This is a genomic window from Flavobacterium sp. J372 (assembly GCF_024699965.1).
In the GTDB taxonomy this organism is placed as follows: Bacteria; Bacteroidota; Bacteroidia; order Flavobacteriales; family Flavobacteriaceae; genus Flavobacterium.
Genome location: NZ_JAJOMZ010000004.1, coordinates 2,718,095 through 2,733,295 on the forward strand (window position 1 = coordinate 2,718,095; position 15,201 = coordinate 2,733,295).

Sequence of the window (15,201 nt, forward strand, 5' to 3'; positions counted from 1 at the left end):
ATGATACATGAATTAAGAAACACCCCGCCATTTATAGATTTTGGCTTTGGCATCACACAACATACAGTAGGTGTTGGTCAAATAGCTACTGTGTGGCTGTCAACACTATACAACCAGGATGTTTATAACACAGGCCTTAATGCAAATGGGGCCGTTATCACAAGAGTATCTTCTTTTGAATATGAAGTAACATACAGCACACCCGGAACTTATGAAATAAGCCTTAATGTAGGGAGCAATACCCGCAAGATTTCGCTGCAAAGCAATACCATAACCCTAACAGTGATATAATATGGCAAAAGATAAAATTGTACTGGCTGAGCTTGATGTAGATACCCGCAAGCTGGTAAAAAGTATGCAGGACACAGCCGAAGAAATAGAAAAACTCACCGAAAGGCAGGAAAAGCTGAAGAACAAAGGCAAAGAGACTTCGGCTGAATTCCTGCTGAATGAGAACACGCTGAAGCGGCTGAATGAAACCTACAAGACGCAAACCGCCGCTATACAGGCACAGACAGATGCAGAAGGAAAGCTGCTTTCGCAGAAGAAGGCTGTTAAAGATGCCGTGCAGGAAGTAAACAAATCAGAAAACGAATACCTGCAGAGCAACGAGCGCCTGCTCGCGCTGAAGAAAAACCTTGATAGCACCGACAAAGATTATGAAAAGAACCTGGCACGCATAAACGGCAAACTGCAGGAAAACAACAATTGGCTTAAAGAGAATGGTAGTGCCTTTACCAAAGTGATCACTACCATGAATGACTACAAGCAGCAGGCCATAGACAGCTTTAACAGCATCAATGTACTGAATGGCGGTTTTAGCGGGCTGGTGTCGCGCGCGAAGGAAGCGGGCGGGGTTGGCCCGCTGGTAAAGGGCGCATTTGAAGGTATGAGCGCCGGCATTGGTGGTATGACAAAGAGCGCCCTTACTTTTATAGCAACACCCTTCGGTATGGTACTGGCTGCCATTGCGGCTGTAATAGCGCTGGTACAAAACAGCATGGACAGGGGTACACAGTCATCGGAAAAACTTACAAAGGTGTTTACAACTTTTTCGCTTATAACCGACAGGCTCATGGGTTTGCTCGAGCCATTGGGAGATATATTAATTGACGGGATAGCCGCCGGTTTTGACCTTGCCGGAAAAGCAGCAGAAGCTGCTATGGGCTGGATAGCTGACGGGCTGGAACTTCTTGGTTTTGAAGAAAGCGCTGAAGGTGTACGAAATTTTACCGAAGAAATAAAAACTACCGCTGCCGAAACACATAACCTGAAAGTAGCCCAGGAAAAGCTTGCAACTCAAATGGCCATACAGGAAGTAAATAATGAAAAGGCCAAACAGCAGATTGATGACCTGAAAAAAAATATGAAGACCAGACCGCAACCGAGCAGGAAAGGATAGAGGCCCTGAAGAAAGCTGCGGTCATAGAGAAAGAAAATCTTGAACAACGCAAAGCCCAGACTGATGAAGCCTATAACATAGCAGTGCGGAATGCAGCCTTGAATAAAGGCCTTTCTGCAGAAGAGAGGCAGAATCTTCAAAAACAGGGCGCAGCATATGCTGAAAAAATGATGAAAGTGAAAGGATTTTCTCAGGAAGAAATTGACGCCCTTAAAAAAGCGCAGGTAGAGAAAATGCGTATTGGCGGAGAAGAAACAAAGATGCTGCAAAGACAGGCAGATGCAGAAGACAGGATACACGCCGATGCTGAAGCAAAACGCAAAGCACGTGAAGATGCAAGGCGCCAAAAAGCTAAAGAAAAGGCAAATGAACTGCTTGAGCAAATGAACCTTGAACTTCAAAAGTTTATACAGGCAGAAGGCGGAAAAGCAAAGACACTCGAGCAGTCACTTAAATATGCAGAGGATATACAAAGGCAAAAGCTGGCCGTGGCTGAGCAGGAGTTCAAAGCATCTGAAAAGACAGCTAACGACCTGCTTAAGCTTGAAATAGCAAAAAAGCAGGTACATATAGATTATGCAAAAGATGTTGCTGACACCACCGCTGAATTTGCCCAGGCGGAAATTGAGTTATGGAAACAGAAGAACCAATCTTTAATAAAAGATAGTGCTAAACTTACAAAGGAGATTATAGATGCTGAGGCTGAGCGCATTAATATGATTAAAAAAATGCAGATTGACAGCCTGGCTCAGGAAAATGATATAAATCAAAAAGAACTTGATGATAAGATAGCAAAGAATGAAGCACTGACGGCAGAAGAAATTTCGTTCCATGCGAAACGGATGGCTATTGCACAGCAATATGACGAGCAAATCAAAAACAATAATGAAAAACTCGAGGCACAGACTAAGGCGGAAAAAACGGCGCAACTGGAAATAGACAAAGAAACCAGGCTGATGACGGCTCAAACAGAGTATGATGCACAGCTGATTGAAGAGCAGGCAAAGCGTGATGAAGATATTGCACGTTACCAGGAACAGCTTGACAAAAAACTAATTACTGAAGACCAGTTCATAGCAGCGAAGAATGCAAGAATGCAGCAGTCGGCTGATGAAGAGAAGAGGATAAACAACGCCAAAGAATTAGCTGTACGCGAGCAGTATGCTAATACTTTCGGACAGGTAAGCCAGCTGCTGGGCAAAAAGACTGTAGCAGGTAAAGCCGCCGCTATTGCCGAGGCAACTATTAATACCTATAACGGTATTACGCAGGTTTGGGCATCAGACAGCATTTTACCTGAGCCGATAGCAACAATTGCGAAAGGTGTAAGTACTGCAGCTGTAGTAGCATCAGGCCTTGCTGCGGTAAGCAAAATTAAGGGTACTAATACCCCAAAAGCTGAGAAAGGCGCACTTTTCAGTATTGGCGGAAGGCGGCACAGCGAGGGCGGCACCCTCTTTACCGGCGCTGACGGTACACAGTTTGAAGCTGAGCAGGGCGAACTTATTGGCGTTATGAACCGCAATGCGGCCAGGCATTTTATGGCATTCAACAATGCGTTCCCTGCGGGGGGAAGTTCTGCGCCAAATTATTTTGCCGGCGGTGGTATAGTATCAAGAGAAATGGCAACGCCGTCTATAAACGCCGATGAACTCGCGATAAAAATTGCCGAAGCCAACCGCTCCCTCCCCGCTCCTGTTGTAGCAGTACAGGATATTGTTATAGAAGGCAACAGTTATGTACAGGTGCGTGATATGGCCAACTTTTAAATAAAAAGCCCACCATGTGGCGGGCCTTATATCTTATTATTTCATTGTCAGCATACATTTAAGCATTTCCTGGATAAGAAAAAATCCTTTATCATACTTATACATCTTTACCCCGCCAATTTCAATTTTTGATATAGTTTGCGTTGTAAGCAACTGCAGGTGTGCAGGAGTCAATTCAAGAGGTAAAGTGTATTTCTGCCTTTCATAAGTAAACATTTCACGTGGCAGATCTATTTTATTACCATTATCAAAGGTGATTACCAGACCCTGCTTTTTCACAGGTTCTTTCACTTCTTTAAATGAGAGGAAGAGTGTATATGCCTCTTTATTGGTTTTTGTATCAATTGTCTTTTCAAGGAAAGTACCAACATAATCTTTGGTGGTTGTATAAGTTTTTGAGAGGGTACTTTCACGTTTTATAACCTGGTCACAGAAAAAGCCTGAAGGATAAATAAGGCCGCCTACAACCTCAAAATAATATTCTCCATGTTTTTCCATAGCCGTATTATATTTAAAATACACTAGCTCTTTAGTTGCAACATCTTCCAGTTTAATACGATAATAAATTTCATCATAAACAGGTTTAGGAAGTTTATAAACTTCAGTCACTTTAAAAACCCTGTTTTCAAGATGTTCTTTATTAATAACGTGCTTGCCTTTGTAATTATCATACATCTTTTCATCATGATAAAAGTGCCTGTATTTTTGGTCAAAATGATTTTGCGGCCTCGGTATGATCTTCACCTCTTTATCCAGCAAAATTTCTGGCTTGCCGTAAACCTCATCCTGAGCGTAGGCAATTATTGAAAAAAATGATACAATAAAAAATAGTGTGTTCTTCATAATTAGTATTTGATTATTGTACGGCAAATATATACGAAAATATTCTACTTAAATATTTCCTGAAGCTATTTTTAAACTTCAATGATAAATCAAATCCTAAACGGCTGGAAAAACTTTCTTGACAAAAGCGAGGTGGTAGAAGAAGTTGCAAAATCCCGCGCAAAGATATGTGCCGCTTGCGCCAGTGCAAAACAAGGCAGGCTGCTCGCTTTTATTAAAGATTCACTTAAGGAAATTGAAGGCGCATACTGCAGCATTTGCTCCTGTCCGCTTTCGGCCAAAATTCGCTCTAATGATATTTGCCCTGACAACAAATGGTAGTAAACAGGTACGAAATTATAAAGGCTCTGGGTGATGACTTTGAAGATTTAGTCATTCTTGACATTATTCCTGCTAAAATGCTGAAATGGCTTGAGTGCTATGAAGCTTATATAGGGCAAATGAAAACCTGTCGGAGTAAGCCTGAAGGCATACGGTCAGCAGCAGAGGAGTTCGGCATTACCCAGCGCACATTTTACAATATCATTACTTTTATGGAAACAGGATAGCTACCTGCTGCGCTGGCATTGCACCATGCCCTGCAGCTTTTTACCCTCAATAAACTTGCGCTCAAAACCTGATATTTTCCAGTCTTTTACCGGACTGGCGGCCAGCTGTGAAACCTCTGCGGGAGTAAGCTCAAATGATGCTTTATAGGTAACATGGTCATTTTTGGTGCCTAGCGTTATTTCCTGCTCGGGGCGTTCAATTTTGTGGCCGCTTTCTAACATAAGGCTAATGCCGCGCTTCATGCTTACAGTTGTCTCCATTATATTTGCCTCAAGATGGTAAGCTACAGTTTTACCTTTCTTTACTTTCACCACACTTACGCCCTCATCAAGAATAGCCAACACTTTTTGCTCTCCATCTTGTGACGCCGGAATCTTAAGATAATCACAGAAGAAGTCATCAGGATATGTAAGTCCGCCTAATACTTCAAAATAATACTTACCTAATTTTTCCGAATTCTTGTTGAACTTATAATATATAGTCTCGTTCTTTATTGTATCGGCAAGTTTTACCCTGTAGCTCTTCTCATTCTGGAAGATATAAGGCTCTACAGCCACAACCTTCAGCACACGGTTTTCGAGCGCATCGGCTTTTGTGCCCTGGTTTTTGTCCTGTGCATAGCGCTGGTGCAGGGCGGCATCAGTATAAAAGTCATGATAGCCTTTTTAGTAATTATTGCAGCATCAGGCAAAGGCTTTATTTTTACATTTTTGGCGATAAGCAGCTCGGGCCTCAGTCCCGGTGAGTCTTGTGCCGAAACACCTGAAATCATTAATAAAAAAGCAAATAGCAGAGTAGTTTTCAATGACATAAATGCAAATTTTGGGTCAAATATAAATAATGCCCTTAATGATTTTAAAACATTAACTTCCATACCGACATGAGCATAAAAAAATCGATGAACTGCACGTTTTTGAAAGAGTTTTGTAACTATGATCCCGAAATGTCGCCGTACCTTTGTAGAGAATTTCAGAGCGGTTTATTTCAAGTTTAAAGTTTCAGGTTTTTAAAAGTTTGTTTCAATAATTCCTGAGCCGTAAGACTTCTCCCCGATTACCAATCTTCCAGATTAGCGCATCCACAAATAGACGAATTAACCAATCTTTCAATTCTTCAATTTTTCAGCTTAGGAGCTCAGAAGCTTTCTCAAAAGATTTCCCTAAACGCTTCATTTGACAGGGAACATTTACATCTCCGGCCAGATAGGCACGTTTGACGGAGCCACCGGCGTAACGCTGGCTGATGTTATTGCCCAGGTGAAAAAGCAGCCCAAAGCCACAGCCTTTAATGTACACATCAACAGCGAGGGCGGCCTTGTAGATGTCGGGTTCGACATTTATAATTACCTTAAGTCTGTCGGCAAACCGCTCACCACCATAGGCAGCGGCATTGTGGCCAGTATTGCCACTGTTATCTTCATGGCGGGCAGCAAGCGGCAGCTGCGCGAGAACACATCCTTTATGGTGCATTTGCCCTGGGGCAGCTCTATGGGTACGGCTGATGAGCTGGAACAATATGCCGACCAGCTGCGTGCCGTTGAAAAGAAACTTATTGCATTCTACAAAAAATCTTTGAACCTCAATGAGCAGGCGCTGATTCCGCTACTGCGCAACGAGACCTGGCTTACGCCAAACCAGCTTACTGCGCTGGGCTTTACTACTTCGCGGCTTATACCTGCCGCACCCAAGGCTTATTTAAAACCAAAATTTAACATGAAAGGAAACTTTAGCGAGCGCGACAGGCACTGGATGGAAAGCCTGTTTACCAAAGTGCTGGGCAAATTCGGCCACGGCAGCATCATGAATAAAGTGGTGCAGGATGCCACCGGTATTGAGATTGATTTTACAGATTTGCCCGATGATGCCGTACCTGAAATTGGCGCCGAAGCCACCATTGACGGCGAACCGGCACAAGGCGAATATGTAATGCCCGAAGGGCAGACTTATGTATTTGAAGCCGGGGTGCTTACCGAAATTATTGAAGAAGATGCCGCTGAAGAAGTAGCCATGCTGCGCAGCGAAAACAAAACGCTGAAACGCCAGCTGAACAGCATTAAAGGTGAAGTGCTTGCCCTGAAAAGGCAGGTTGGCTCTAAATACAGCTTTGATGCCAAAAAAGCATCGAACCGCAGGCCGGCTGAAAATGACCGCACGGCAGGATTAAGGGAATATTTGCGTTCTAAAAAAGGAAAATAGATGCCAACAACCAAAAAATTAGTACAGGCGCACGACCTTACATTTGGCCCGCGGGAAATTGAAACTGTAAGCCAGGTAATTTTTGACCGTGTGTACAATGAAAGCGACCTTACCGACTATCATGACATTGAAACAGGGGTTGATACCGATACGCAGATTGTTTTTGCAAAGCGCATGGCGTTGTTGGGTAAAGAGGCAGGTATAAACTGCGAGCCAAGTGAAGCCGAAGGATTTACCTTCACGCAAAAAATGTGGACACCGGTAACGGAAGATTTCCGCCTGAAGCACTGCCAGGCCGATATGCCTGCATTGGCAAGGGTTTTCAGGAAAGCACAGCGTATGAACCCGGATTTTTATGATGCAGTAGGCAGCAAAGAATTCGGGATTGTTATTGCAGGCGTTGAAGCATCGCTGGTTGAAAACATTCACAGAAAGGTTTGGTTTAATGATAAAGACGCAGATTATACCGCTGAGGGTGGCGTGTTTAAAGCCAATACAGACCTTGATTATTTTAACTCGTTTGACGGCCTTTTCAAGCAGATAATGACAAGCACCAGCTCTCAGGACGATGATAAGGTAACGCTGGTTCCTATAGATAAAAACGGTGCGGCAAGTTATACTGCACAGGCCAATCTCGGCGCTGATTATGCTATTGACATTTTTGAAAAAATGCTGCTTGCAGCTGATGAAAGGCTTCTTGCGGCAGATGATGCTTTTATACTGGCCACAAGATCGCTGGCTGAAAACTACCGTGCAACCCTGCGCAACAAAAACTTGGGCGCGGGCTTCCTTGAGGTAGTGGAAGAAGGCAGGCCGAAGCTGTATTTTGACGGTATTGAAATAAAAGTGCGCTATGACTGGGACAGGTATATAAAAACTTACCAGGACAGCGGCACAAAATGGAACCTTCCGCATCGTGCCGTTTTCACTACTAAGTCGAACATTCCTGTTGGTACGCTCAACGAGCAGGACCTTGCCAAACTTGATGTGTTCTATGACAGGACAGCTAAAATGAACATCATTGATGCTGCCTACACACTTGATGCCAAGCTGTTGGAGAACTACATGATGGTAGCGGCTTATTAGAATTTTAGATTATTGGTATTTTAGAATTTTCGACAGCTCGATTGTTCGACGTTCGACTTGGGACTTTGCTACTTTAAGATTTATTCAATTTTTCAATAAAAAAGAAAAACACGTATGGATTGTACAGGAAATTTAACTGCCAATATTGTTTTTGACTGCCTTAACGCCCCTGTTGCCGGTATTGAGCAGAACATTGTACTTATCAATAAAGAAGATATTGATATTTCTACTACTACACTTGACCCAACCAACCGCTTGCTGGTAACATCGCTATCACTAAAGGCAGGAAAGAAAGGTTATAAGCTTACAGGCGTAAAACAGGCCAACAGTAAAGCATGGGAACTTGTGAAAAAGAAAATGCGCCTGACAAGTTTAAGCATACATTTTCCGGAGTGATCTTCAGCCCCAGCCTGGCTAATAAAACACAGGCCGATAACCTGAGTAAAGGCGCTAAGTATGTTGTAGTGGTTGAGCAAACCTGGAAAGGTGCTGACAATGAAGATGCTTTTGAAATTCTCGGCTATAACTCAGGCCTTGAGCTTGTAACGATGACCAACAGCAGCAAAGAGAATGACAACATGATTATGTTTGAATTGGCATCTGCCGACGGTTTTGAAGAAAGCACCATGCCAAAAACACTGCTTGATGAAGATTATGTAACCACCAAAACAGTCTTCAACAACTTTACCACGGTAACGCCATAAGCAATGGATTTCACAATAATGGATTTAAACACTGTCGGCCACGGTAAAACGGGCGGCAGTGTCCGTTACCTTGAGCTTTTCCTAAAAGAGTATACAGCCATATTCAAGGAAAAAGTAAACCCGGGCTGTAACCGATGTTTGGATACGTACCTTACAAAGTACAAAAACCACATAAAGCAAATGGCAAACAAATGCAAATACAGGCTGCATGCCAAATATGAGAACATCCCGCTGGAGTTCGGGTCGCCCATATTGGTTAACAATAGCAACATTACTGACGAATATGCACAGATATTATTGCAGAAGCCAAACGGGAGAAGGTATTTTGACATGATACCAGAACCTAAAACAGTTGTTACCGCAGGAGCAATCAAAAAAATGAAGAAAGTGCGGATACGCACGAAGAGAAGCACCGGAAGCGATACGATTTCTGATGATGCTACAACATAATGCGCACGCTCTTTATTGAATTCTGGAAACGGCTTACACCCTGGAATAAGTTTGCCGAGGTGTATGCAAATGATACCGACAATGCTTACCCTGAAAGGATGGACAGGCTGATAAACAATAGCGTTACGGCCAAAAGTGCGGCGGCCATTATGGCGCAGTATCTTTTAGGCAGAGGTTTTGGTGCAGATAATGACAGCATTGTTATCAATAAAAGCAAAAACCTTAAGCTGGCAGATTTTGCTGCTGAAGTAGCCGATGACCTTGTGAAGCAGCGTGGTGTGTTCATTCACGTAAATTGGAATGCACTGTACCAGATTACCGACCTTAGCGTGGTTCCGTTTGAATGGTGCCGTGTAGGTAAAACCGACAGTGAAGATTATGCGGGCAAAATTGCGGTATGTAAAGAATGGCAGCAGGCCAAGAAAGCTGAAATTGAACTGATAGATGTGTACAATCCGCGCAAAAAAGTAATTGATGCGCAGGTAGAAAAAGCCGGCGGGTGGGAAAGCTACAAAGGCCAGGTATTGTTCATAAACATGGACCCAAAACTCATCTACCCCTTATCGCGCATTGACAGCATTGCCAATGATTGTGACAGCGAGGCGCAGGCATCGGTATACAAAAACAGGCTGCTGCGTAAAGGGTTCTTCGGCAACACACTGGTTGTTACCAGGCCAATGGGCGAAGAATCGGGCGAGCAGAACAGCTTTCAGGATGTTATCCGCGAAAGCCTTGGCGCCGAAAACAACGGCGGTGTGCTGTGCCTCGAGATGGATTTTGCCGGTGAAAAGCTGGAAGATGCCATCCTGATCAAGCAGATAGAAAGCAAAATTGATGACGAGCTTTTCAACTATACTGAAACCAGCGTACGTGAAAATATACTTGTAGCCTTCAACAACCTGCCGTCAGGATTGGTGAAAACGAATGATACCTCGATGTTCGGCAACAGTGGTGAGGCGATAAAAGAGATGAAACGCATGTACTGGGAAAATACCTCGGCCGAACGTGGAAAACTAGTGAATCTTCTCCAAAACCTCATGAACAGAACTGCAGATTACAGCAACCTGAAACTTGAACCTATAAAACTGATTGAAGATGCAGCCCCTGATAACCCGTGATGATATAGTAAAATATCGACAAATAGCAAAAAGCCTGAACAATGACAAGCTGAACGAAAGTATACTTGAAGCTCAACTATTGGACCTGAAGCCGCTGCTTGGGGAAAGGCTGTTTGATAATATCATAGCCCTCCCGGAAGATTATACCGAACTCTTAGATGGCGGAGTTTATACCCATGATGGCATTGAGTACAGCAACTATGGCCTTAAGATGGCCCTCGCCTATTTTGCTTATGCACGTTACGTGATGTTCTCACACGCTACTGATACACCATATGCCTTCGTAGAAAAACGCAATACTGATAGCCAGCCGGTAACATCCGAAACTAAAAAATCATTATTTACCACTAACAGGGAAATAGCCGGAAAAGTATGGAATAATGTAAGGATGTATCTGCAGCGTACCAATTATGCTGATTATACAACATGTGCAGTAAGGCCTGCTATAAGATTTACCAAAATACAATAGCGTGAATGTTATCACATCAGTAAGCGATAGATATTTTTTACTCAACGGGGTTAGATATGTGCGTAACTACTTATCTAAACCATATGGGCAAACCCTTGAAATTTATAATTGTTATGACCGTAAAGACATTTTACTAAGTAGGACTCATTATGGCAATTTCTCGGTAAACGGAGTAACATATACATCTGCATCAGCATTGCAGGCAGCACTGCTTGATGTTATCTACAACCGTAATTTCAGTGCAGCAGGCAGCAGTACACCAGCCGTAAAACCCGTTAAGACTATTACCTCCGCAACTACAGGCTTCAGCGGGAATACATATACGTTACAGCCTGACGACGATAAAAAATGGCTTATGTTTAATGTTGATAATGCCTTTACTATTTACATTCCTACAGGAGTTTTTACTGCAGGGGCAGAATTTGAAGGGCATATAGAAGGAACCGGCCAGGCTATATTTACTGCAGCTGAAGGGATTACCCAGCACTATAGTGGGGGCTATATTAATAAATCATACGGAAGGTATAGTGTGTTCGGAATAAAATTCAGGACTGCTGCCCGTGTATTACTATTTGGTGAATTAGCTTTATCATAATGAATGCAGGAACTTTTATAAGAAACAGGCGGATAAGCCCTTCAGTTGCTATAGCAAACGAATTCAAGACACGCGTACTTGGAGATAACGGAATTTATGAAGGTGGTGAGCATCTTGTCTCACTTATCAGGATGATGCGCCACAAAGATATATATGACCGGGCATCGCTAATACTTACACCCAACGGATATAAATCCGGTAAACTCTACGCATTAAAGCCCGATAACGGCTCTGGTGATTTTACCTCCAGCGGCGGAGGCGGATCACGTGTGAACACAAATGGCAGTATGGCTTCATTACCTCAAAATATGCCAAAAATTGATTACACAAATGGTTATCCCGAAATATTGCTTGAAAGGGCAAGTTCAAATGTATTACTGCATTCGCAAGTGCTTTCATCACAAACAATAAACATAAATTCCGGCTTATACGTTTTATCTTTTTACGGCACAGGGTCGGTCACCGTAAATGAAAGTACGCCTGTTACATTAGTCGGAAATGCAGATGGCAGCCGTAAACATATTATGTTCCAGTCATCAGGCGGTTCCAAAAACATTACTGTAACAGGTGAAGTTAAAAACGCACAACTTGAACCTATAAATAATCAGGATTATTATAATTTCCCAACCTCCTGGATACCAACTACTGGCACGTCGGCTTCCAGAAGTATCGCATCATTATTAAAAACCGGAATATCACATTTGATAAATCAAGATGAGGGGACGGTTTATTTTGAAGTTAAACGACAAGGAAGAGGTATTTTACTTCGAATTGATGATAATACGAATATTAATTCGCTAAGGTTTTTTAACACTGGTCTACCAGGAAATACAATTGAAACAAGATATACGAAAAGTGGACAAGAGTCTTTAAATAGTACCACTACAATAACTTTATCCGCAAATAACGTATTTACTTTAACATATAACTCTCAAAAATGCGATATTTATGTAAATGGCCAAAGTTTCGCATCCTTAAATAACATAGGTACATTTTCAAATATTCTAAATCGTATATCTTTTTTAGGTACAGAAAGTACTTTAAATCGTATAAAGTACTTCTCTTATATACCCACTTTTTTAAATCCTAATCAGCTAATAAGATTATCTGAATAAAATATTTGACTTAGCATAACGTATGCTTAACTCTATTATTACATATATATCTGCATTCTTAATAAGATATTCTTTTATCATAAAGCTAAATTTTCTATTATCAATACCTGGATGGTGTATTTCTAAGTTTACCGAATGGACAATTTCAAATCAAGACTTTATAGGTGGTGTTTTGTTATGCATAGCGATAGATCATATTGTCGGAACTTTATGTCATGCGCTGAAATTACGAGACTTCACATTTAAAAAAAACACCTATGGACTGTTAAAAAAAATAACAATGTGTGTATTGAGTCTTATATTATTTGAAGTTATGAATTTAATAATTAAAGATTTAACATCAATATTTGAATACTTAAAAGTGATAACTCGGCTAACTGTAATTTCTTATCCTGTTAGTAGTGCATTTATAAATATGGCAATTTTAACTAATGGGAAATTTCCCCCAAAAGGCTGGTTAGAAAAGTTAAAATATTTTAATGAAAAATTAAACCTAAAAAACTAATTTTTTTGCAACCGTAAAAACTTTGTTATTTGTAACGATGCTTCCCTATGTCCTTCGCAAGACCAATGTGAACTATCTAATTTACTATGATTCCACGAGTTACTTTCTGAAAAAATATAATATTTAATAGAGTTCTGTTTGAACAATTTTTGTATTTCAGCACTTGTATTTGGATGAAGAGCAAATGTAACATTACTTAAATCATAGTTTTTATTAATCAATTTTAATAAATAACTATAACTTTCAAGATTCTTATTATTAGGTTCACTAATAGACTTTACTTTTTTACTATCTTTTTTAAAGTCTTAAATTTTACCTTGTCCTTAAAATAGTAAATAGTTTTTACATTATAAATTATCTTCTTTAGACGTGGGGAACGCATTTTACCTTTAAAAATTTTTCCTGTTTTGATATCAATTTGAGTTACATCATCTTTTACGCTTACATTTCTAATACTTTCAGGAAAATCATTTTCTTTGACAAAAATTATTTGTTGTATAGGACTATATTCTTTTTGGGCATATTTGGAAAATTCTAAATATTCTATCAGGCTCGCCCCTGATCTTCCCATCTGGAGAAAGTTATATGTAGGATTCATTTCTTTCAAAAAATATGATGGCTGACAGTTTGAAGAATTCATAAAATTTTCGATATGTGAATCTCCTATAAGAGTTATCAAATTTTTCATGCTGTCTGGAGCTTCTACAGGCCATCCATATTTATTGATAATCCACTTATGACTTGCATTACTCCAATAACCTGATTGATTTGGAATATATTTTTGAATTCCCTCTACAGTTATCTCACGCTGTGGTACATCAATTGTCAAATGCGAAAATCGAATGAACAATTCGACTACTGCAAATACTAATACTGAGAATAATAAAACTTTCTTTAAAAAATCTTTCATTTAAAACTGGAAGTAAATAAATTCTTGTTGCTCACCCGAAAAGAAAAACACAAATAATAATATAACTATATAGAAACTCCACCGAATGATTTGATGAGACCTTGAAAATACTAATTGCAATCCATAATTACCTCTTCTACCAGCCCACTCTATGATAATGAATGCAATAACAAGTAATATTATGTATTTCGACTCTCCTATAATCACCGGATATGTAAATAAGCTATTTGAGAATATCATACTTATATACCCAATAGCATCTTGTACACTTTCAGCTCTGAAGAAAATCCAGGCAAAAACTGTCAACATAAACGTTATCAAAATTCCTGTAAAATCTCTAAACGTAGGAAGATTTCTATCAATAGCTACAATTTCTAAATTATTTCGATTATTATTAGTTAGTAACAATGGTAAAAAGTAGACTGCATTAAGAGTTCCCCATGCTATGAATGTCCAGTTAGATCCATGCCAAAAACCACTAACTATGAATATTATAAAAGTATTTCGAATTTTCATCCATAACCCACCACGACTACCGCCCAAGGGTATATATAAATAATCTTTAAACCATGTCGAAAGAGAGATATGCCACCTCCTCCAAAATTCCGCAATATCTCTAGAAAAATATGGATAGTTAAAGTTTTTAAGTAATTCAAATCCCATTAACCTCGCAGTTCCTAATGCTATATCAGTATAACCAGAAAAATCTCCGTAAATCTGAAATGTAAAAAATAAAGCTCCTAAAAATAATGTACTTCCTGATTGACTTTCGTAATTATCGAAAATGAGATTTGCAAACTGTGCACAATTGTCCGCAATGACAACTTTCTTAAAAAACCCCCATAAAATTTGTTTAAGGCCATCTATAGCTTTTGAATAATCAAACTGGCGAGGCCTTTCAATTTGAGGTAGCAAATGGGTAGCTCTTTCGATAGGTCCGGCTACCAGTAGTGGAAAAAAACTTACAAATAATGTATAATTGATAATATTAGTAGTAGGGGTAATTTTATCATTGTATATATCAAAAACATATGACAACCCATGAAAAGTATAAAATGATATGCCTACAGGCAAAATAATACTTAGTGTACTATAGTTTGCTTGAACGCCAAAATTTGATAAAAGCTCCCCGAATGATTCTATAAAGAAATTATAGTATTTAAAGAAACATAGAAAACCAAGATTAATTCCCACGCTTATAATAAGCCAAATTTTTTTCATCTTCTTAGTTGTGCTCCTAAAAATTGCAAGTCCAGAATAAAAATCAAGCAAAGTTGAAAATGCAAGTAAAAATCCAAATCTCCAATCCCAGCAGCAATAAAAAAAATAGCTGGCTATTACTAACATGAAATTTTGGAATTTCATCTTTCTATTCAATACAAACCAATATAGAGAAAACACTATTAAAAAGAATACTACGAAATCTATAGAATTAAAAAGCATTGCAAGTTTGATTAATTATTGCTTCCTGTGCCAGTAATAAATATTGGC

The 15,201-nt window shown here is 40.0% G+C and carries 20 protein-coding genes; 15 read left to right on the forward strand and 5 right to left on the reverse strand.

Features of this window, described 5'->3' with window-relative positions; all coding sequences use genetic code 11:
• From LRS05_RS13530 to LRS05_RS13540, 3 genes are all read left to right on the forward strand, one after another.
• Positions 1-291, forward strand: coding sequence for a hypothetical protein (locus tag LRS05_RS13530; RefSeq protein ID WP_257868802.1), 291 nt, complete (start codon positions 1-3; stop codon positions 289-291).
• A gap of 1 nt (position 292) precedes the next feature.
• Positions 293-1,402, forward strand: coding sequence for a hypothetical protein (locus LRS05_RS13535; RefSeq protein WP_257868803.1), 1,110 nt, complete (start codon positions 293-295; stop codon positions 1,400-1,402).
• An 83-nt stretch (positions 1,403-1,485) separates the two neighbouring features.
• A complete protein-coding gene (locus tag LRS05_RS13540; protein ID WP_257868804.1) occupies positions 1,486-3,171 on the forward strand; it encodes a hypothetical protein in 1,686 nt (561 codons plus the stop codon).
• Between the two features lie 36 nt (positions 3,172-3,207).
• Here the strand turns inward: LRS05_RS13540 and LRS05_RS13545 are convergent, their stop codons facing one another.
• Positions 3,208-4,014, reverse strand: a complete 807-nt coding sequence (locus tag LRS05_RS13545) for a hypothetical protein (RefSeq protein WP_257868805.1) — start codon at positions 4,012-4,014, stop codon at positions 3,208-3,210.
• Between the two features lie 81 nt (positions 4,015-4,095).
• Here LRS05_RS13545 and LRS05_RS13550 point away from each other — a divergent pair, with 81 nt between their 5' ends.
• Together LRS05_RS13550 and LRS05_RS13555 are read left to right on the forward strand one after the other, a co-directional pair.
• A complete protein-coding gene (locus LRS05_RS13550; RefSeq protein WP_257868806.1) occupies positions 4,096-4,335 on the forward strand; it encodes a hypothetical protein in 240 nt (79 codons plus the stop codon).
• Positions 4,329-4,562: a hypothetical protein gene (locus LRS05_RS13555; protein ID WP_257868807.1), complete on the forward strand. Its 234-nt coding sequence runs from the start codon at positions 4,329-4,331 to the stop codon at positions 4,560-4,562. The genes LRS05_RS13550 and LRS05_RS13555 overlap by 7 nt, the downstream gene beginning before the upstream one ends.
• Here LRS05_RS13555 and LRS05_RS13560 read toward each other — a convergent pair whose 3' ends face one another.
• Together LRS05_RS13560 and LRS05_RS13565 are read right to left on the reverse strand one after the other, a co-directional pair.
• On the reverse strand, positions 4,563-5,132 hold the full coding sequence (locus tag LRS05_RS13560) for a hypothetical protein (RefSeq protein WP_257868808.1): 570 nt from the start codon (positions 5,130-5,132) through the stop codon (positions 4,563-4,565).
• Positions 5,126-5,374 (reverse strand): hypothetical protein, encoded by a 249-nt coding sequence (locus tag LRS05_RS13565; protein WP_257868809.1) that lies wholly within the window; start codon positions 5,372-5,374, stop codon positions 5,126-5,128. Before LRS05_RS13565 ends, LRS05_RS13560 begins: the two co-directional genes overlap by 7 nt.
• 361 nt (positions 5,375-5,735) lie before the next feature.
• Between LRS05_RS13565 and LRS05_RS13570 the strand changes: the two genes are divergently transcribed.
• The 10 genes from LRS05_RS13570 (at position 5,736) to LRS05_RS17695 (ending at position 12,800) form a co-directional block, all read left to right on the forward strand.
• A complete protein-coding gene (locus tag LRS05_RS13570) occupies positions 5,736-6,758 on the forward strand; it encodes a head maturation protease, ClpP-related (protein ID WP_257868810.1) in 1,023 nt (340 codons plus the stop codon).
• Entirely contained in the window at positions 6,759-7,844 is a 1,086-nt protein-coding gene (locus LRS05_RS13575; RefSeq protein ID WP_257868811.1) for a hypothetical protein, read from the forward strand. It abuts the gene before it with no gap.
• Positions 7,845-7,958: 114 nt separating this feature from the next.
• Positions 7,959-8,240, forward strand: coding sequence for a hypothetical protein (locus LRS05_RS13580; RefSeq protein WP_257868812.1), 282 nt, complete (start codon positions 7,959-7,961; stop codon positions 8,238-8,240).
• Positions 8,237-8,548, forward strand: a complete 312-nt coding sequence (locus LRS05_RS13585) for a hypothetical protein (RefSeq protein WP_257868813.1) — start codon at positions 8,237-8,239, stop codon at positions 8,546-8,548. The genes LRS05_RS13580 and LRS05_RS13585 overlap by 4 nt, the downstream gene beginning before the upstream one ends.
• A gap of 3 nt (positions 8,549-8,551) precedes the next feature.
• Entirely contained in the window at positions 8,552-8,998 is a 447-nt protein-coding gene (locus LRS05_RS13590; RefSeq protein ID WP_257868814.1) for a hypothetical protein, read from the forward strand.
• On the forward strand, positions 8,998-10,116 hold the full coding sequence (locus tag LRS05_RS13595) for a hypothetical protein (protein WP_257868815.1): 1,119 nt from the start codon (positions 8,998-9,000) through the stop codon (positions 10,114-10,116). The genes LRS05_RS13590 and LRS05_RS13595 overlap by 1 nt, the downstream gene beginning before the upstream one ends.
• A complete protein-coding gene (locus LRS05_RS13600; protein WP_257868816.1) occupies positions 10,094-10,585 on the forward strand; it encodes a hypothetical protein in 492 nt (163 codons plus the stop codon). The genes LRS05_RS13595 and LRS05_RS13600 overlap by 23 nt, the downstream gene beginning before the upstream one ends.
• A 1-nt stretch (position 10,586) precedes the next feature.
• Positions 10,587-11,180, forward strand: coding sequence for a hypothetical protein (locus tag LRS05_RS13605; protein ID WP_257868817.1), 594 nt, complete (start codon positions 10,587-10,589; stop codon positions 11,178-11,180).
• A complete protein-coding gene (locus LRS05_RS13610) occupies positions 11,180-12,295 on the forward strand; it encodes a hypothetical protein (RefSeq protein WP_257868818.1) in 1,116 nt (371 codons plus the stop codon). The genes LRS05_RS13605 and LRS05_RS13610 overlap by 1 nt, the downstream gene beginning before the upstream one ends.
• Before the next feature lie 22 nt (positions 12,296-12,317).
• Positions 12,318-12,800 (forward strand): phage holin family protein, encoded by a 483-nt coding sequence (locus LRS05_RS17695; protein ID WP_374707776.1) that lies wholly within the window; start codon positions 12,318-12,320, stop codon positions 12,798-12,800.
• A gap of 277 nt (positions 12,801-13,077) precedes the next feature.
• Here LRS05_RS17695 and LRS05_RS13615 read toward each other — a convergent pair whose 3' ends face one another.
• Positions 13,078-13,710, reverse strand: a complete 633-nt coding sequence (locus tag LRS05_RS13615) for a hypothetical protein (RefSeq protein WP_257868819.1) — start codon at positions 13,708-13,710, stop codon at positions 13,078-13,080.
• Positions 13,711-15,153, reverse strand: coding sequence for an MBOAT family protein (locus LRS05_RS13620; RefSeq protein ID WP_257868820.1), 1,443 nt, complete (start codon positions 15,151-15,153; stop codon positions 13,711-13,713).
• Between the last annotated feature and the right edge of the window lie 48 nt (positions 15,154-15,201).